21 protein-coding genes are annotated in these 17097 nt (G+C 35.8%); 6 read left to right on the top strand and 15 right to left on the bottom strand.

Annotation, left to right across the window (positions count from 1 at the left end; all coding sequences use genetic code 11):
* Positions 1-38: 38 nt before the first annotated feature.
* Entirely contained in the window at positions 39-584 is a 546-nt protein-coding gene (locus ACQKIH_RS12050; RefSeq protein ID WP_427766298.1) for a GNAT family N-acetyltransferase, read from the bottom strand.
* A 199-nt stretch (positions 585-783) separates the two neighbouring features.
* Here ACQKIH_RS12050 and ACQKIH_RS12045 point away from each other — a divergent pair, with 199 nt between their 5' ends.
* From ACQKIH_RS12045 to ACQKIH_RS12035, 3 genes are read left to right on the top strand one after another with little or no spacing between them, the layout of a single operon-like run.
* On the top strand, positions 784-1497 hold the full coding sequence (locus ACQKIH_RS12045) for a polysaccharide deacetylase family protein (RefSeq protein ID WP_427766295.1): 714 nt from the start codon (positions 784-786) through the stop codon (positions 1495-1497).
* Positions 1484-2080: a DedA family protein gene (locus ACQKIH_RS12040; protein WP_427766292.1), complete on the top strand. Its 597-nt coding sequence runs from the start codon at positions 1484-1486 to the stop codon at positions 2078-2080. Before ACQKIH_RS12045 ends, ACQKIH_RS12040 begins: the two co-directional genes overlap by 14 nt.
* Positions 2081-2086: 6 nt before the next feature.
* Positions 2087-3238, top strand: coding sequence for an MGDG synthase family glycosyltransferase (locus tag ACQKIH_RS12035; RefSeq protein ID WP_427766290.1), 1152 nt, complete (start codon positions 2087-2089; stop codon positions 3236-3238).
* A 53-nt stretch (positions 3239-3291) separates the two neighbouring features.
* Here the strand turns inward: ACQKIH_RS12035 and ACQKIH_RS12030 are convergent, their stop codons facing one another.
* The 5 genes from ACQKIH_RS12030 to ACQKIH_RS12010 form a co-directional block, all read right to left on the bottom strand.
* Positions 3292-3414: a hypothetical protein gene (locus tag ACQKIH_RS12030; protein ID WP_427766287.1), complete on the bottom strand. Its 123-nt coding sequence runs from the start codon at positions 3412-3414 to the stop codon at positions 3292-3294.
* Between the two features lie 15 nt (positions 3415-3429).
* Positions 3430-3552: a hypothetical protein gene (locus tag ACQKIH_RS12025; protein ID WP_269084208.1), complete on the bottom strand. Its 123-nt coding sequence runs from the start codon at positions 3550-3552 to the stop codon at positions 3430-3432.
* Between the two features lie 390 nt (positions 3553-3942).
* Complete coding sequence (locus ACQKIH_RS12020; RefSeq protein ID WP_057986093.1) at positions 3943-4347, bottom strand: DUF948 domain-containing protein; 405 nt, start codon at positions 4345-4347, stop codon at positions 3943-3945.
* 75 nt (positions 4348-4422) lie between these two features.
* Positions 4423-6024 carry an NlpC/P60 family protein gene (locus tag ACQKIH_RS12015; RefSeq protein WP_427766284.1) on the bottom strand — a complete coding sequence of 534 codons (1602 nt, stop codon included), beginning with the start codon at positions 6022-6024 and terminating at the stop codon, positions 4423-4425.
* A 113-nt stretch (positions 6025-6137) separates the two neighbouring features.
* Positions 6138-6581 (bottom strand): GNAT family N-acetyltransferase, encoded by a 444-nt coding sequence (locus ACQKIH_RS12010; RefSeq protein ID WP_427766282.1) that lies wholly within the window; start codon positions 6579-6581, stop codon positions 6138-6140.
* Between the two features lie 348 nt (positions 6582-6929).
* On the opposite strand from ACQKIH_RS12010, the gene ACQKIH_RS12005 reads away from it, so the two are divergent.
* On the top strand, positions 6930-7775 hold the full coding sequence (locus ACQKIH_RS12005; RefSeq protein ID WP_427766279.1) for a 5'-methylthioadenosine/adenosylhomocysteine nucleosidase: 846 nt from the start codon (positions 6930-6932) through the stop codon (positions 7773-7775).
* A gap of 186 nt (positions 7776-7961) precedes the next feature.
* Positions 7962-8708 (top strand): DUF4230 domain-containing protein, encoded by a 747-nt coding sequence (locus tag ACQKIH_RS12000; protein WP_427766276.1) that lies wholly within the window; start codon positions 7962-7964, stop codon positions 8706-8708.
* A 151-nt stretch (positions 8709-8859) separates the two neighbouring features.
* Here ACQKIH_RS12000 and ACQKIH_RS11995 read toward each other — a convergent pair whose 3' ends face one another.
* The 9 genes from ACQKIH_RS11995 to ACQKIH_RS11955 all read right to left on the bottom strand — a co-directional run bounded on the left by ACQKIH_RS11995 (position 8860) and on the right by ACQKIH_RS11955 (position 15615).
* Positions 8860-9216, bottom strand: coding sequence for a hypothetical protein (locus ACQKIH_RS11995; RefSeq protein WP_427766274.1), 357 nt, complete (start codon positions 9214-9216; stop codon positions 8860-8862).
* A gap of 156 nt (positions 9217-9372) precedes the next feature.
* On the bottom strand, positions 9373-10503 hold the full coding sequence (locus tag ACQKIH_RS11990; RefSeq protein ID WP_427766271.1) for a hypothetical protein: 1131 nt from the start codon (positions 10501-10503) through the stop codon (positions 9373-9375).
* The gene (locus tag ACQKIH_RS11985; RefSeq protein WP_427766269.1) at positions 10496-11008 is read right to left on the bottom strand and encodes an RNA polymerase sigma factor; all 513 of its coding nucleotides are present in this window, start codon (positions 11006-11008) and stop codon (positions 10496-10498) included. Before ACQKIH_RS11985 ends, ACQKIH_RS11990 begins: the two co-directional genes overlap by 8 nt.
* A 97-nt stretch (positions 11009-11105) precedes the next feature.
* The gene (locus tag ACQKIH_RS11980; protein WP_427766266.1) at positions 11106-11627 is read right to left on the bottom strand and encodes a DinB family protein; all 522 of its coding nucleotides are present in this window, start codon (positions 11625-11627) and stop codon (positions 11106-11108) included.
* 29 nt (positions 11628-11656) lie between these two features.
* Positions 11657-13462 carry a sensor domain-containing diguanylate cyclase gene (locus ACQKIH_RS11975; protein ID WP_427766263.1) on the bottom strand — a complete coding sequence of 602 codons (1806 nt, stop codon included), beginning with the start codon at positions 13460-13462 and terminating at the stop codon, positions 11657-11659.
* Positions 13463-13850: 388 nt separating this feature from the next.
* On the bottom strand, positions 13851-14036 hold the full coding sequence (locus tag ACQKIH_RS11970; protein ID WP_427766260.1) for a GNAT family N-acetyltransferase: 186 nt from the start codon (positions 14034-14036) through the stop codon (positions 13851-13853).
* 39 nt (positions 14037-14075) lie between these two features.
* Entirely contained in the window at positions 14076-14276 is a 201-nt protein-coding gene (locus ACQKIH_RS11965) for a hypothetical protein (RefSeq protein ID WP_427766258.1), read from the bottom strand.
* 524 nt (positions 14277-14800) lie between these two features.
* Positions 14801-15166: a GrpB family protein gene (locus ACQKIH_RS11960; protein ID WP_427766255.1), complete on the bottom strand. Its 366-nt coding sequence runs from the start codon at positions 15164-15166 to the stop codon at positions 14801-14803.
* Positions 15163-15615 (bottom strand): hypothetical protein, encoded by a 453-nt coding sequence (locus ACQKIH_RS11955; RefSeq protein WP_427766253.1) that lies wholly within the window; start codon positions 15613-15615, stop codon positions 15163-15165. Before ACQKIH_RS11955 ends, ACQKIH_RS11960 begins: the two co-directional genes overlap by 4 nt.
* A 295-nt stretch (positions 15616-15910) precedes the next feature.
* On the opposite strand from ACQKIH_RS11955, the gene ACQKIH_RS11950 reads away from it, so the two are divergent.
* Positions 15911-17056, top strand: coding sequence for a YhgE/Pip domain-containing protein (locus tag ACQKIH_RS11950; protein WP_427766250.1), 1146 nt, complete (start codon positions 15911-15913; stop codon positions 17054-17056).
* The last annotated feature ends 41 nt before the right edge of the window (positions 17057-17097 follow it).

The raw sequence follows: 17097 nt of genomic DNA, 5'->3' as shown, positions 1-17097 counted from the left end.
TTTTTTGTTAACATTTTTTGTCTAGAAACTGTCTAAATTTATTTGCTTTTCCATTCACTCGCCAACATACCATATATGACATGATCGACATATTGATCATATAGCCATTCTGCATTCCGGATACAGCCCTCATTTACATAACCTAAACGTTCAGGAATACTTCGACTTTTACGATTACCTTGTGCCGCGCGAATTTCAACTTTATTCAATTTCAACTCAGCAAATGCATACTCTGTTAATGCTTTCGCAACACGTGTCATAATGCCATATCCTTGATAAGACTCCCCTAACCAATAGCCGATATACGCTGTACGATTTGACCAATTGATGTCGTTAAATCCAGCAATACCAACGATTTCACCTTTATAGACAATCGCTGTATTTAACCCTTTATTATTCGCAAACATTTGAAGCGTGAACTTGATGTAGCTTTCCGTATCTTGTACCGTTTTCGTTGTATCAAGCCATGGTAGCCACTGCTTTAAATAAGTGCGTGATCCGTCCGTTAATTCAAAAATCCTCGGTGCATCCTGAATGGTTACGAGCTTTAATGCGAGCTCCTCATCTATTTTATATGTAAACATCCAAATCCCTCCCATAATTTTACACTTGACTTAAGTTAATAGAAATTGTAACATAACTTTGCACAATTACGTGTTAAATTTAGAATTTTCTTTTATTTTTTTACATATAAACAAATTATTAGTTCATTATTTCAAATTGAAATTTTCAACTCTACTTATACTTTCACTTGTAACGGGTACAGAAATTCAGGGGGTACAAATGAAAAAAATCATACTAGGGCTAGGTGCATTCGCTAGTGCTGCTTGCTACACCATTTTACCAACCATTTTCATTCGAAATTTTTCGAAAAGAATTGTGAAATCCACAGCACAAAAAGGCCTATTATTAACGTTTGATGATGGTCCAAACCCACAATATACACCGCTACTACTAGATTTACTAAAAACGTATAAAATCAATGCGGTATTTTTTGTTGTTGCAAAAAAAGCTTCACAACACCCAGAGCTCATTAGACGCATGCAGGCAGAAGGGCATGTTATCGGCATCCATCACTACACGCATCAGTCAAGTTTTGTCATGACACCCGCCATGCTAAAAAGACAATTATTAAAGAGCAAACAAATTCTTGAAAGCATTACAAACGGGCCTATCACACTTTATCGTCCACCTTGGGGGCATTTTAATGCGGCAACACTCAAAATCGCAAACAACTTTCAAATTATGATGTGGACTTCTATTTTCGGGGATTGGAAAGTGCAAACGTGTAAAACTACATTACTTCAGCAACTTCATCAGGCAAGATGCGATGGAGCGATTTATGTTTTACATGACTGCGGGCAAACTTTTGGAGCGGATCATGACGCGCCTGTTCATATGCTTCAAACATTACATCACTTTTTAGAGCAAGCTACACATGATGGGCAGGTTTTTACAAATCCGCATGATTGGACGAAGCAGTATGTTCACAGTTGATAATGTACTGAATCTTATACAGCAGTACGGTGCAATTATCATCTTTATTTGTTTGTTTTTTGGAATTGTTGGTATCCCTGCACCTGAAGAAACACTGCTATTCATTATTGGGATTTTCATTCACTCACAAAAATTGAATGGGGTAACCTCGGTGATGAGCGCCATTTTAGGAGCATTTATCGGCATGACTGTTGCATATGGCATCGGGCATTATGCAGGTGCTCCCGTATTTCAAAAAGTAGTAAAATGGCTAAAACTCAATACCTCACAAGTACTGGCATGGCAAGAAAAATATCAAAGCAATTATAAAAAAGCATTAGTCGTTGGCTTTTTTATTCCCGGAGCGAGACAGATGAACCCTTATATTGCTGGGTTATCTCACGTTCCTTTGCTTTCCTATCTATTTTATAGTTTCATTGGGACGCTTGTTTGGACAGTACCATTTATTACATTGGGCTACGTGTCTGGCAATTTATTTCATATTCCATTTCAATATTTACCACTTATCGGCCTTGGGATTGCGCTACTGTTCGGACTCTACTATCTTATTAAAAGAAAACTCATAATTCGTAAAAGGACGTGAAAAAAGATGATTCTAATTCTACCCTTTATGCAAATGAAATCTGGGCATCATCAAGTGGCGGACGCATTGGAAGCGCATATTCATCAGCAAGATCCAAATGTTAGCGTAGAAAAAATTGATATTTTTCATCACACACTGCCAAGATTAGAACACGTTGTTTCTAAATGTTATTTAACATGGATTCAGCAATATCCTAAATCCTATAGTCGTTTTTATAAAAAGAATTTTAATGCAAAGGACTATCAAGTTCGGTTATTTCAACCATTTGAATATATGATGGAGCAGGCACTTGAGAAAATCATTTTGGAGAAACAACCAGAGGCAATCATTTGTACACATAGCTTTCCATCACATGCCGCCAGTCGACTAAAACAGGCGGGAAAAATCCAAGTTCCGATTATTAATGCCTATACAGATTTCTTTACTGGCGGTGTTTGGGCAAAGGATTGTGTTGATTTACATTTAGCTCCTTCTACACATGTGGCCACACATTTAAAGGAGCAATTTCTTGTGGCGGAAGAAAAAATCGTCATTTCAGGCATTCCCATTCATCCGGAAATTCGCCCTGTTACAAAACGCCAAGTAAATCACCCGTTACATATTTTAATAGCGGGCGGAAATAGTGGATTAGGCAATATTAAATCGCTCGTCAACCAATGCCGTGGGCTAAGCAACACTCAATTTACTGTATTATGCGGCAACAACGCCAAATTATTACAGGAGCTTCAATATCTTTCGCTTCCTAACGTGACACCGCTCCCTTATATAACGAGCCGCAAACAGATGAATGCCCTTTATGATCAGGTCGACGCCATTATTTCAAAGCCTGGTGGTGTAACCATAGCAGAAGCTCTTTCAAAAAAAATCCCGATTTTTATCGAATCCGTATTACCTGGTCAGGAGCAAATTAATATGGACTATTTAGTTCCTGCACGGCTCGTTTTTCAAATTACCGACTGCGACCAACCTTTATTTGATGTATACAGCATTTTGAATAATGAAACGGAAATGAAAAAATTCGATAGCGCAATCCAAACGTATGAGCAAGATATGGATTTGCATATGGCAGAATTGATACACAAAATACTCGGGCATTTGCCACATACAAAACAGCCTTATCCTTTCGAGCCATTCAATCGTCTTGCTTTGCTTTCATAATCAATCTAAAAAAGACCTGAGTTCGAAATTTCGAACTTAGGTCTTTCTCATAATTAGTTTGTAAATGATAATACTGCGTTTGAGTATTTTGCTAATGTTTGTGCTGCTTCGTTTTTGCTTGTGTATTCGAACATACGAATATCGTTTTGATTATTAAATACCGTTACTACCCACATGTGTATTCGCTCCTTTTAGTTTGTATATGATAATACTGCGTTTGTATATTTTGCTAATTCTTGTGCTGCCTCATTTTTGCTTGTGTATTCGAACATACGAATATCGTTTTGATTATTAAATACTGTTACTACCCACATCATTCATTTCTCCTTTAAAATGCATATTGTGTACTATAACAACCATTAAATTTTAACGGTCTTTGAAAATTGTTGTATAACATACTTCTTGATTCCTATTCTACTCCGATTTAATAAAAATGAAAGCCATTTGTTTACCTTTTCACAATGTATTCATAATTATGGCGCTTTCTTTGAACACTTTGTGACATCAGTGTTTTCAAGGTATAATGCGCATTTTTAGTAAAATATCTCCCGAAAGAGCTAGTTCTGTTCTAGTACAGAATGAAAAGGGTTTCATCAGTTTAGTACAGTGTAAATTTACGTCCTCTCCAACTTGAAATGCAAATTTAAAAAACAAAAAACCACATCAAATTTTTACACTTGATGTGGGGTTTCCTATTCAATCTTTTAGTTTGCCTTGCGATTTAAAAAGCTTACTGCTGTATTCGTCCATCGTTCTACTTGTGCTTGCTTTTCTTCATCATTTTGAAATTGCTTCACAATAGCTGACGTTGCCTTTTGTGAAGAATCGTTCAGCTCATTCAATGCCGTCCCTACATCTTTTACTGATTGGACAACAGTTTGAAACGATTGCTTTTTATAGTCTATATCCGTTTTCATTTTATCTATCGTTGCAGTTAATGCGATAGCTTGTGTTTGAATTCCTTCTAGTTGCTTTTGAAGTCCTTGCATATGCGCTAAAATAACGGTAATTACATTTTTTAATGGAAAAATAACAACGGCGATACATCCTACAAATATAACGACCGCCACGATTAGAACAATGACTGTCGCTAGAAGCCACACATTCATTAAAACGCCTCCCATTCAGTTTGTATTTTCTTTTATTTTATTACATATCCCCTGGAACTTACTAATTTATTCACATTATAAATAACGACGTGCGCCTGAATAGTTTCGTTGGTAAGCACCTTGGTTCATTGATTCGATTTTTACTTTAGATGCATAGTGTGGTGCATGTAGCATTTGACCGTTGCCTAAATACATCCCAACGTGATATACCTTACCTTTGCCTCCATTATAAGCAAAGAATACAAAGTCACCTGGTTTCAAATCTTTTTTGGCTACTTTAGTTCCTCCTGTTGCTTGATAAAATGAGTCACGGGGAATCATAATGCCATGCGCGCGGAATACCGCATATAAAATACCAGAGCAATCATAGCCCCATGAAGACGTACCTGCCCATAAATACGGTAAGTCCATAAAGCGTTTTGCTTCCTTAATAATCGTATCTACTGACGGCTTTGGTACATCACTATAATTTTGGAAAGACTTCGCATCTGTCTTTTTTAATAGCTTGATACCTTTGCTCGGTGTTTGCACGAAATAGTAATTCGCGTCTTCTTTAATAACAGGTAAAATCGTTGCATAACTAATATCTAAATGCTTTGAAGCGTCTGAATTATATAATGGAGCTTTTTTTGCTGTAACAATAGCAATGGCACAATCATCATAATTCATCTTTGTCGAAACGATATGTGATTTCGATACCCAACCTGGATAGCCCTCTTTTTGATAAGGAACGTACTGATCATTCGCTGCAACACGCATCCAGTTACCATTCGTTTCTAGTACCGTTACTTCATCTCCGTACAATGCTTGGGTATCTGTGCGATCAACTAGCCATTTTTTTTGTGCTAATGACATCGAAGCAATCCATTGCTGCATTTCAACCGGATTTTTCGTCGATGGTGTGTCTACTGAGCGAGATTTGTTGCGGTGTTTCCACAAATTCGTTACCGCCACATCCACCTTATATGTAGTTGTATCTGTTTCACGCGCACAACTTAATTGCTCCTGTGGCTTTTCAGTCACGATCGGCTCTTGTGGTTCTTGTGGATACTGAACGACTGTTTTTTCAAGTCGGAATGATGGCTCTAAAACACGCGCCAAAAATACCGCAAAGCTCCCACGTGTTAACGATGTCTCTGGATAAAATTTCCCATCTTCAAAGCCTATCGTTATTTGATTGGCCACTAATACATTGATTGAATCTGCTGCCCAATATGTAGCTGGCACATCTGGAAAACTACTATTCTCTATAGCGCCTGTTAAAGGAAACGCTTGAACTAAAATTGCCGCAGCCTGTGCACGCGTTAAATTTTGATCTGGATTAAACTGTCCATTGTTCCCCGCCATAGCCCCATACTCTGTTATTGCTGCAATAATCGGCATTCGTGGATCATCTGCCGCAACATCTGAATAGGTAGGAATCTCACTTAACTCAGTATCTAATTGCAATGCGCGTACAAGCATTTCTGCCGCCTCATAGCGTGTAATCGTATCCTTTATGCGAAAAGCTCCCGTCGGCTCCGCATCAATAATACCGTATGAAATTAAAAACTCAAACTCTGCCTTCTGCTGTGAACTATCCGGTACATCTGTAAAAAGTTGCGCTTGCACATTTGCCATAGACCCTGTAAAAAATAAACTTAACACAACGATTGAAACCATCAACTTACGAATCATTTTCTCTCTCCCACTAAGCAATTTTCTAGATGCTTTTAATAGTTTGAATATACTAATATTCCTCTACTATTATACAAATTATTGGAAAGATAAGGGGCTATTTTAAATATGTGCTATAAATTCTTTTTTAGCATAATCATATTCTTTAATTGCTTGCCATTTTCAAAAATAGGATAATCATAATTTTCAATGAAGAAGTTTTCGATTTGATGAGAAATCACAAAACCGAACGATTCATAAAATGGAATTGTCAAAGGACTGTCCCCTGTTCCGACAAGCATCGTATGCCCCTTGTGTTGATATTGAGCGAACATAGCTTGAATCATTTTTCTACCATAACCTTTTCTTTGATACAAAGGGTCTGTAGCAAGATTTTTGATTTCAAAATGACCATCCCCTTCATCAGTTACAACACATACAGCTTTCACGCCATCCTCTTCTAAAACAAACATTTCCCCTCTATCCAAATAACGATCAATCATACTTTCTTGCTCATCTGCTAATAGCAATAATTCTAAAAACTGCTTTTTATTTTCTATAATTTGTTTTATTTCCACTGTTTTAGCTCCTTAGATTAGATTTTAATTACATGCATTGGATTGGGAGCAACTTTCGCATCGGCAAACCCTTTCATAGATAAGGGTCTTCCTATTTATGCTTATTTCTAACAGTAGCCACCAAAAAGACGTGCATCTTACTTTATCTACAATATTATAAGTAATAATGTGCTTTGCAAAGCAGCAAATTTCTGTAAGGAAAAATTAATAAATTTAAGTAGTTTTATAGTAATAATCTATTGCAACTATTCGATTGCTGTTATATACTATCAAAGTCAACACGAACATTAATAACAACAAGTATACAAAACGTTCGTGTTTAAGGTATATTAGGAGGAATGAAGTTTAATGAATAAGAAATCATACGCTAAATATGTTGTCACTCTTTTAATGTTAGTTTTAATGTTGGTCGGTTGTTCAGACAATGCGCAGGATAACGAAAAAGATAAAGATACAACTACAGGTGAAAATAAACAAACGAATGAAAAAGTAATTGGTATTATTGGTGCGATGAGTGAAGAGGTAGAAATTCTTCGCGAAAAAATGGAAATTGAAAATACTAAAGAAATCGCAGGAATGGAATTTTATCAAGGTACATTAGATGGGGAAAATATCGTACTCGTGCAATCAGGTGTCGGTAAAGTTAATGCAGCGGCATGTGCACAAATTTTAGCGGATCATTTTGGTGTAGATTACTTAATTAACTCAGGTGTTGCCGGTGGATTAAACCCAGATGTGAAAGTAGGAGATATCGTAATTTCTACTGATGCTGTCCAACATGATGTAGATATTACTGCATTAGGGGAAGAGCCAGGTGTTATTTCTCGAATGGAAACAAGTGTATTTACAGCTGACGAAAAATTAATTCAACTAGCAGAAGAATCAGCAAAAGCGTTATCTGAAGATATTCATGTTTTCAAAGGCCGAATCGCTAGTGGGGACCAATTTATCGCAAGTAATGAACAGCGAGAAACAATTGCACAAACATTCGCTCCATATGCGGTAGAAATGGAAGGTGCAGCGATTGCACATGTTGCGCAATTAAATAACATTCCATTTGTAATTATTCGTGCCATTTCAGATGATGCTAATGGTGAATCAAATGTTACCTATGTAGATTTTGTCGAAGTAGCAGCTGAAAACGCGAGCCAAATGATTGAACAAATGATCAAAGGTTTTAATACTAATATGTAATCGTCCAACGATGAAGGGAGTCTCTTTTATGCGAGTATGCAGGAAGAGGCTCCCTTTTTATGTTTTATAGGAGCCCTTTCCCCAATAGTAAACTACTTTAATTGCACTTTTCGTGGAAACTAAGATAATAGAATTAAGCTCTTAAAAAGGATGCTTTTAAGATGGGAAGAAGCGAGGGGAATTACTATGAAGAAAAAAGATGAAGCATTAGCGCAACTCGAACATGTATTGATGGAACTAAAAAAAGGCGAAGAAGAAAGTGCCGCTACTAGCGTTATAGGACCGAGTAGAGGGAACCCTAATATCTCAGGAGCATTATTTAAAATTGTTTTTAAATTTTGGGGCGTAAAGATTTTATTAATTGCATCGCTTCTTATAGCTATTACATTTGGCGGTTTTTGGTGGTTATTTTCTGGGAGTACATATAAACAGGAAAGTACAACATTTATAGAACACATTCAAGATTTAGCAACGCTTGCTACGGCTGAAGCACATGTAAAAGTAATTATTAAGGAAGAGGATAATAAGCTGTTTGGAAATGATATTCCGGTTAATTTTCCAGGTACAAAGAGAGAGGTTTTATTAGTTGTTCCTGCCACAGTCATTGCTGGTGTGGATCTTAAAGGGGTCACTCAGGCTGATATAAAGGTGAATGAGGATAAAAAGAAGTTAGAAATTACCCTTCCACGGGCAACGCTTATACAAGATCCCACAATTCAGATGGATCGTGTCCAAACTTTCTCAGACGAAGGACTATTTCGTGGGAAAGTGAAATGGGATGAAGGTTTTAACCTAGCAGCAGTAGCACAAGAGGATATTAAAGATGAGGCCATTGAAATCGGTTTATTACAATCAGCAGAAAAAAGCGCGGAGAAAGTACTTGAAGGTTTCTTTGGCAATCTTGGTTATATGGTGAAAGTAAAATTTAAATAAACTGGCAATCTATAAACTTCAAATATTTAAACCTCTATAAAACAAGCACAACTTTCAAAAGGAACCACCTAGAACGTTGATATGACAATGTTCTAGGTATTTTTTTATGTTATAGCTTTTAATTAAGGGAAATAAAAAACCTAGCATCGGGCTAAGCTTTTAATTGGGCAAACTCAATTTTTTTATTATATTTCTTCAGCAAATTCAACACTTCATGCAACTTGGCCAGCTCATCCTTTTCGACCATAAATGCATTTTCATCATGCTGGGCTACAGAAGTGCTACTTGGATACTCTTCATTTTCGTTCGTAATTAGACGCACATAACCGAATGTCATGCCTGCCTCTTTATAATCTACGCGTGAAATTTCTCCAAACGGAATAATTTTCGTGCGTGGCTTTGCCTTAGTAAGTATCCACCACTTCTCACCTAAATAGTCAATCTTCATCTCTTTTTGATCGATGTCTATATTGTAACCACCAAATAACTTAAAGCTAAATGTTTTCATATACTAAACTCCATTTCAAAACGTCGTTACGTAAATTATACGGATGTTCGTGTAGAATTTCTAATTTTAGGCGCTATGTTGTGCTTTAAATGTGATTGAGCACTGGCGGAAAATAAAGTGGAAAAGCCCTTAACCGTACAAATTTATGAAGTTATTTTATTTTTTCTTATCAAATCGAATCAAATACACCGCTTTATCTTTCCCTTCCCCATTTACAACGAGCGTACCTTGCTCCGTAAAACGAGGTAGTACAAGCCGTTCTCTAATGGAAGGTAGTTTAGATAGAGGTTTTAGTTCACCATCCTGCAACTTAAAAAGCTGTACTGTATTGCTGTCACCTTTTTGAACGGCAATAGCAAAATGTTCGCCATCCGTTGCATAATCATGTATACCGACAGATGTTTCAACGACCTGAAATTCACCTGTTGTCCTATCAATAAAGCCAATAACAGCTGGTTCATTATCTTTTCGTAAAGAACTGTAAATTTTATCTCCCTTTAGCAAAATGTTTTCTGCAAATTCATACGGAAATATATAACTTTCTAAATTTTGTTTCGTTTCAAAATCATGCACTGTCACAACTGTATCTTTTCTGCCCTCTATCTTAAAAACTTCTGAAAACACAACTAGATTTCCTTCAATAACTAGGCGACTATGACTACCATCCCCATCTCTATCAATTTCACGTAAAATTTGAGTTGTCCCATCTTTTAAATTTAATGTAAAGTAGTTTGGCTGCTTATCTTGTAAACCTGTATAAATAAATGTATCCCCTTGCAAGTATACGCCATAAAAGTAATCCGCTTCAACGACGTTCACTTTATGCGTCTCACGATTTAATACATGAATCTTATTCTCATCATTCACAGGCTGAGCCCAAACTAGCCAATCCTTTGATACTGCATAATCACGAAAAACTTGAGGAGCATCCACTAGCAACGTTTTTTCGTTCTTTTTCACATCAAATGCATAGATTCCATTCTCTGTGTTGTAAATAAATTCATTCGTTTCATCAAGATAAGTCGATGCTATAAGTGAATCATATGGTACGTTCGGGATAACAACTTTTTCAACAGTAAAACTTTGCTCATCAAAGAAAGCTTGTTGCACATATGGAACTGCCAAAAATACAGCCATAAAAAGAGCTATAGTAGTAATGATAACTGGCGCCCACGCTTTACTCGCCTTTTTTTTCGGTGGTTTTTGCATATTCCCGCTCGTTTTCTCGATGATTCGCTGTCTATTTTCTTCTGTATTTTTTAAAGGAGTAAGTCGGTAATTAGTCATGTAACAGCACCTCCCATTCTTCTTTTCTAAGCTTTAGTTTTAACTGTTCTTTAGCACTTTTCAATCTTGATTTCACTGTACTTTCGGGTCGATTTAATAGCTCAGCAATTTCCTTAATGGACAAACCTTCTAAATAGTAATAAACAATCGTTTCACGCTGCTTTAGTGGTAATGATAATATCGCTGCATCCAGTACGCTCAGTTCCTCCCTTTCGACAAGGGCATCTTTATGTACCATTTTTTCTTTCGGCATTAATTTCATCGTTAACTGCACTTTCCTATACGCCCAGCTTTTCAAATAATCTTTACTCGCATTCGCCGTTAACTTGGATAAATAAGCCCTTAGCTCACCCTGCTCTCTATAATTCGAACAATATAATTTCAAAAACACATCTTGCACAAGGTCTTCAGCCAAATGTTTATCTTTCACGTAGTAATAGGCAATGCGGAACAATAAATCCGTATGTTCATACATTGCTTTTTCAACTAATTCTGACTGATTCAAGCTCGCACCCTCCTCTCTATACATAAACGATGCAAGGTAAATAAAAGACGAAAAAAAGACGAAATGAAAATAATTATTCATACCGTCCATTAAATCGCTATATTATTTTCACGCCACTTCTCAAAATCATTTTATTTAGCTCATTTTTCAACCATTCAGCATCTACTGCTTTTGCAATTTGTAAAAAGTGCTTTAAATCATGCTCCTTTAACCCGTGAAAATAACTTGATAACGTTAATTTGGACGAGCCTAGCATAAATTCATCTTCCCATAACTCATCCTTCAACTCAGACAAAGTTTTTATTAGCCTTTTCCGAGCATTCACAAATTCCTCAATAATGAATGCCTTTGTATTTTCCCTAGCATTTTTAGCCGATTCATTGTTTAAACTATTTGCATCTGGCGCTTTTGGTAAACTTGTTTGCTGAAATAAATAAGATACGCGTTGATTGATTACAAAATCATCCCATGCTTTAAAATGCCCAATTACTTCTGCAACCGACCATTTGCCCGGTTCGACAGGTTTTCGCCAATCAACTTCATTTAATTCAATTAAGCTTTCTACCCAATCAATAGAGTTTTCTAAATGCGCAATTACTGATTCCTTTTCTAAAAGCATGATTCTCAACACCTACCTAACTTACTTATTCAACAATCAAAATGCACTTGATTGCGCCCTTGATGCTTAGATTTATATAACTGTTTATCCGCTGCATCTAATAGTTTTCCTTCTGTTGTAAATGTTGATGGTCTATCCATCGTTGCACCGCCCACACTAATTGTCATTTGACCTTCTGCACGACCTTTATGTTCAAATTGCGCATCTTCTACAGCTTTTTGGACATTTCCAGCCAGTTTTTCTGCTTCAGTGGACGTGTATTTTGGCAATATTATTGCAAATTCTTCTCCACCGTATCTGGCAAAAATAGCGTCTTTTGTTAAAACTCCTTTTACCGTAGTTACTACATTAAATAAAATTTCATCGCCCATCACATGCCCGTAATAGTCATTGTATTTTTTGAACTCATCTAAATCGAACATAATAACTGACAAACTTTGATGTCCTTGTTGTGCCAATTTAAAATGCTTTGATAAGGAATCATTGAAATGTTGACGATTATAAATACCTGTTAAACCGTCATGAGTAGCTTGCCATTTCAGTTTACTATTCGCTTTATATAGCTCCTCTGTTCGTTCATGAACAAGCTCATCTAAAGAGGCATTCACTTGAAAAAGCTCACAATTCAGCTTTTCCGTTTCTTTAAATTTATTTGAATATTGGAAGGCAATCGTCATGACTAAAATCATCACTAAAATTGTTATACAAAATAGCGTCAGTGGGAAAATATTAATAAAACCTAGTCCCGATAAATAATCTAAAGACATTCCTGCAAAAGTAATCGTAATCCCGATTAAAGTGGGTAATGCTAGCTTTCTTTGCTGCTTAGAAGCTTTATATAAAACATAAACGGAGTAAATCATGACTAAAACATCAGCCAACATTAATAAAAAGAATACCTTTTGAAAAACAATTGGTTGTGTGAAAATTGTCAATGTTACTAAAAACAAAAGTAAAATATTATTCGCTACTAATATTTTTTTAGAAAAGATTTCTTTATATAAATAATAAATAAACAGTATATAAAATAATGCAACAAGAATGGTCGTTATATATTCAATTCGGGTAGCATTCACGAATGATATGTTCATCGGCATGATACGGTAAATAAACGGTACCGTAAACATTGTCCGGATCGCCACAATAAAGCAAAACAAACCAAATGCTAAAAATGCCTTTTCCTCTTTACGTAACAAACCTATAAATAACGTTAAAATACCACTAATGACTAAAACACCAATGAAGAAAAGAAGTGGATATAGCTGGTTGTTAAATGTAGATACTACCTTTTCTGCTTCACCGAAAATTAGTGGATTCGCAAAACCGCCCCTAATATGTTCAAAACTTGAAATTTGAACCGCTATCGTAAATTGTGTTTGTTCTACTTCAAAATGGCCTATTTTCGACTCCAGCATCGTTTCATGTGCCTCGCTATGAGTACCAACTTTACCACTCTCTAAAATTTTCTGGCCATCGACATAAATTTTAACTGCACTATATTCATATGGAGAACGAATCGCTAATACTTGGCCAACATAACGTTCTGGTACACGTACTTGTAGCGCAAAGGTTCCGAAACCACTAGCTGATTTTCTCAATTCGTCAAATTCTACGGGTACATTTACTTCGGTAGCCTGATTCCAATATTTTTGAACATCGTTACCGTCATATAGTTGCTCATCAAAGTAAAGCCATTTTCCCTTTAATAGTTCATATAAGGTACTATCTTCTGACGAGAAATTTTGTTCAGGAATGCTCGCTGCTTGAACAGGTACTACATTCATCAATATGAAATTCAAGCAAACTATGTATAAACAGATTATTCTCTTTTTCACATCGCCCCCCCTTTCCTTAAAGTTCGATTCCCTTCTATATATAAATCCATTCTGGCAATTATACGAACAGGTGCAATTATGATACTATTCTTTCATCATACAAATAAATAAGTACATTTGGTATGTATATCGGATTGATTGGCTCTTGTTTGATAGGTACTATTATTTGCTAGAAACATTAAATTAATGAATTTCTCCCGATAGATTTTCACCATGAACGTACAATTGAAATTGTGTAAATTTTAAAGATTGAAGCTTATCAAACAAGATTAGACTTAGCACCATTCGAATCTTCATTGAGTACCATTGCCTTGTATAAATAAAAAAGACAATCCCTTGTGTGAAAGGATCATCCTGTTGAATCCGTGTTATAAAAACTTAGTTAACTTTAGTCTGTACACTTTAATTTCTTTACAAAATAATGGCGCTTACTTGTAAGTGGATATTCATCGAGCACAAAAACCTCTTCATAGCCTAACTTTATGTAGAAATCTCTTGCTTGGAAACTAAATGTATCGAGAAAAGAACTTTTACAACCTCTTTGAATCGCTTCTAATTCAGCAGCTTCCATCAATTTAGTGCCAATATTCTAACCCCTTAGCGTTTCATCAATTCATAAAAACGAAATTTCCAACCAGTTTCCGTGCGTTTCACCTGAGATTCCCGCTATTTTTTCCCCAGCCTCATTGTGAACAAAAATAGCAATTGGACTCGTTTCCTTTAATTCAATATGAGATAGATTAAAATCTATTAATTTATTTCTAATTTCAATAATATCCTTTTCATTCGGATTATTCGTTTTAATAAATTCCATGCGCCCCCCGTCTACATTGGGTTATTTATCCATACTGAACCCATTTTACAATTCCAACCCAATTATTACAATATTTATTAATCCTCCAATATAAAAGCCATATAAAGAATCGCGTATATTGGAAGTGCGATTGAAGTAAGAATATACATGGTCATTTCGCCTTTAGTAAGCTTCCTTTTCCACCTAGTCAGTTTTAGTTGCCTGCGATAAACAGCGCTGGACATGACAATTATTAATAGGGCTATTCCTTGTATATTTTCTAAAGTGGGCATCAATTCATCAACTCCTTTAGGATTTCCGTAGATTAATGATTATGCAATTGTGGATACTTAATTCTACGGATAAATGACCACACATATTCATAGCTTCATCTTATCAAATATAGATTGAACAAATTGCTCTTTATAATCTGTATAAGAATTGATGCCACTTAAATTAGTCTGGAAGAATGATTCTTATAATTGCTCATACTGCTTTTTAGCATCTTCATTTGTTCTTAAGTAATCTCTGAAGAATACTAATTGCTACCATTTCAAACCTTTATACTGAACTATATGGATAAAATGCGTTTTCACTTGAAACCTGTCATCCACAAACTTGGCGCAAACAATTTCATTTGGACGCACGACGCTCAACCTATAAAAGCCCGCTTTCTCTAATTCTTTGAAGAAGGGTTTTTCAAGTGTATCTAAATTTTCTACCCCAACTAAAATATCAATAATTGGCTTTGCTCGTATCCCTTCAATTGATGTACTTCCAATATGCTCAATTTGAATATTGGTTAATTTTGCACAACTTAAAAGCTCTTCTTGAATACGTTTAAATTCAACTTTCCAAGCCTCATCATGAGGTACAAGTAAAACTTCATCATTTTGCAAACCAAGTTTCACTCTTCATTCCCCCTATATTTGTGACTATACAATTCTTCCCCCGTTAATATTTCATACAAACTAGCGGAATCTTGCTTTGTTAATTTCACATGTTTATAACTATCCGTAACAATCTCTAGATTTTCGCCATTTGGGGTAACCCAAAGTTGATAAGAGGCAATTTTATTTTCACTACTACCTTTAGACGGAAATTGAAATTGGTAATCAGCATAGCGACTCATTTCTACTTTTGCATTTACCCAATCCGCATTTTTAATGATATGTATTGCTATCTCTACCTGTTTCCTTTGAGTAATTTCTTTAAAGTCTTCAAAGCTATTTTCTTCACCCATACGTTTCTGCACAGTTATTTTTTGCCCTATTATTTTTTGTACAGCCACTTCACCCAAACAACCTGAAGTTACTAACAGAACAAGTAATAGAGATAAAAATAAAATCATTTTTTTCAACCAGCCTCCCCCCTTTTTAGCGGCAAACTACTGCAGCATTACCTCTTTCTAACACTAGTTTCCACAATAAATAGAATAATACCTTTATTAATGGCACGATCTCTTTTAGTTTTTACATTAGATTTGAAGTCAAAATAAATCTTCGCCACAGAATACGTGTAACTTAATAAACATTTCAACTGTGAATGTTCATTACTCAACGTTTCACATTCTTTTGCCGATAGTTTTCAAGCATTTCTTCTTATATATTGAATATAGTTAAACAACAACATGTTCATTAATTGGAGGAGAACTAATGAAGAACAAATTTTTAGTATTACCATTTATTGCAGTCATTGTGTTGGGCATTATTTTTTTATCAACACAAATACCGGCTGTTAAAATGAGTCCAAAAAATTTACCTGCTGCTCTTGTGTCTGAGGATGCTGGGGAAATGGGAAATACCCTATTGCAGAACTTGCAAGATCAATTAGCGGCTACTGGAATGGATACGATTCAATTTACGGTTTATGACTCCATTCAATTAATGGAAAAAGCAATGACGAACCAAGAAGTATACGGAGGATTAGTAGTGCCTGAGAATTTCACGGCGCAATTTGCTTCGTTGCAATCACCTACGCCTGAAAATCCGACGATGCAAATTTATATTAATCAAGGCACCAATACAGCGGTGGCGACAATGTTAACTGCCGCTTTAGATAATGTTGTCAAGCAACTGAATACCGCAATGAGTACACAATTGCTTCAACAAATCGAGCAAGCAAACATACCAATACAAGCAAGCCAAGTTCCAACATTCGTTGCACCTATTCTATCTGAAACGATTATTGTAAACGCTGTTGGAGATTTAGGATCAGCACCAACTGCATTTTTCCAGCCACTTTGGTTTGCGAGTATTATTGGCGCAGTGCTATTTTATTTAGCCCAAATGAAAACTTCTATTATCTCAAAGCAACAAAAGGTAAAATTCCTTGCATTGCAATCCATTATTGCGATTATCTACGCATTCTTTGCAGGCTACTTTGTAACGTGGTCATCAACATGGATACTCGGATTCTCTTTTGACGATTTCAATAAAGTCGCTTTATTTAGTTCACTTGCATGTTTAGGCTTCGTATTTCTAATACTTGCGACAATTACTTGGTTACGTTTACCTAGCTTAATTATCTACATTTTACTTATGTTCTTTGGCTTACCCTTAATTCAATTGGCACCAGAAATGTTACCAGCCTTTTATCAAGATTATATTTTGCCATGGTTACCGATGAAGTTTTTAATTAATGGATTGAAAGATATTTTATACTTCGATCGAGGGGTATTTAATGGGAATGGGGTTGTTTTATCATGGATTGCCGTAATTTCGTTTGTTTTACTATGGATTAAGCAGCTTATTGGAAAAACAGCTGTAGCAGAAGAAGAAATTACGGAAAATATTGAATAATACCAAATTGAAATGGCCCCTACCTCATTAAATGTAGGAGG

Origin of the sequence: Solibacillus cecembensis (genome assembly GCF_050272495.1) — a bacterium.
Classification (GTDB): Bacteria; Bacillota; Bacilli; order Bacillales_A; family Planococcaceae; genus Solibacillus; species Solibacillus cecembensis.
This window is presented reverse-complemented; position numbering and strand designations above follow the sequence as displayed.

Coding starts and splice junctions, on each gene's coding strand:
- ACQKIH_RS11965 (WP_427766258.1), bottom strand. CDS start 14,276: ATGGAATTTATTAAAACGAATAATCCGAATGAAAAGGATATTATTGAA.
- ACQKIH_RS12005 (WP_427766279.1), top strand. CDS start 6,930: ATGAATAAGAAATCATACGCTAAATATGTTGTCACTCTTTTAATGTTA.
- ACQKIH_RS11950 (WP_427766250.1), top strand. CDS start 15,911: ATGAAGAACAAATTTTTAGTATTACCATTTATTGCAGTCATTGTGTTG.
- ACQKIH_RS11990 (WP_427766271.1), bottom strand. CDS start 10,503: ATGACTAATTACCGACTTACTCCTTTAAAAAATACAGAAGAAAATAGA.
- ACQKIH_RS11980 (WP_427766266.1), bottom strand. CDS start 11,627: ATGCTTTTAGAAAAGGAATCAGTAATTGCGCATTTAGAAAACTCTATT.
- ACQKIH_RS12050 (WP_427766298.1), bottom strand. CDS start 584: ATGTTTACATATAAAATAGATGAGGAGCTCGCATTAAAGCTCGTAACC.
- ACQKIH_RS12020 (WP_057986093.1), bottom strand. CDS start 4,347: ATGAATGTGTGGCTTCTAGCGACAGTCATTGTTCTAATCGTGGCGGTC.
- ACQKIH_RS12015 (WP_427766284.1), bottom strand. CDS start 6,024: ATGATTCGTAAGTTGATGGTTTCAATCGTTGTGTTAAGTTTATTTTTT.
- ACQKIH_RS12045 (WP_427766295.1), top strand. CDS start 784: ATGAAAAAAATCATACTAGGGCTAGGTGCATTCGCTAGTGCTGCTTGC.
- ACQKIH_RS12030 (WP_427766287.1), bottom strand. CDS start 3,414: ATGTGGGTAGTAACGGTATTTAATAATCAAAACGATATTCGTATGTTC.
- ACQKIH_RS12000 (WP_427766276.1), top strand. CDS start 7,962: ATGAAGAAAAAAGATGAAGCATTAGCGCAACTCGAACATGTATTGATG.
- ACQKIH_RS12035 (WP_427766290.1), top strand. CDS start 2,087: ATGATTCTAATTCTACCCTTTATGCAAATGAAATCTGGGCATCATCAA.
- ACQKIH_RS12040 (WP_427766292.1), top strand. CDS start 1,484: ATGTTCACAGTTGATAATGTACTGAATCTTATACAGCAGTACGGTGCA.
- ACQKIH_RS12025 (WP_269084208.1), bottom strand. CDS start 3,552: ATGTGGGTAGTAACAGTATTTAATAATCAAAACGATATTCGTATGTTC.
- ACQKIH_RS11995 (WP_427766274.1), bottom strand. CDS start 9,216: ATGAAAACATTTAGCTTTAAGTTATTTGGTGGTTACAATATAGACATC.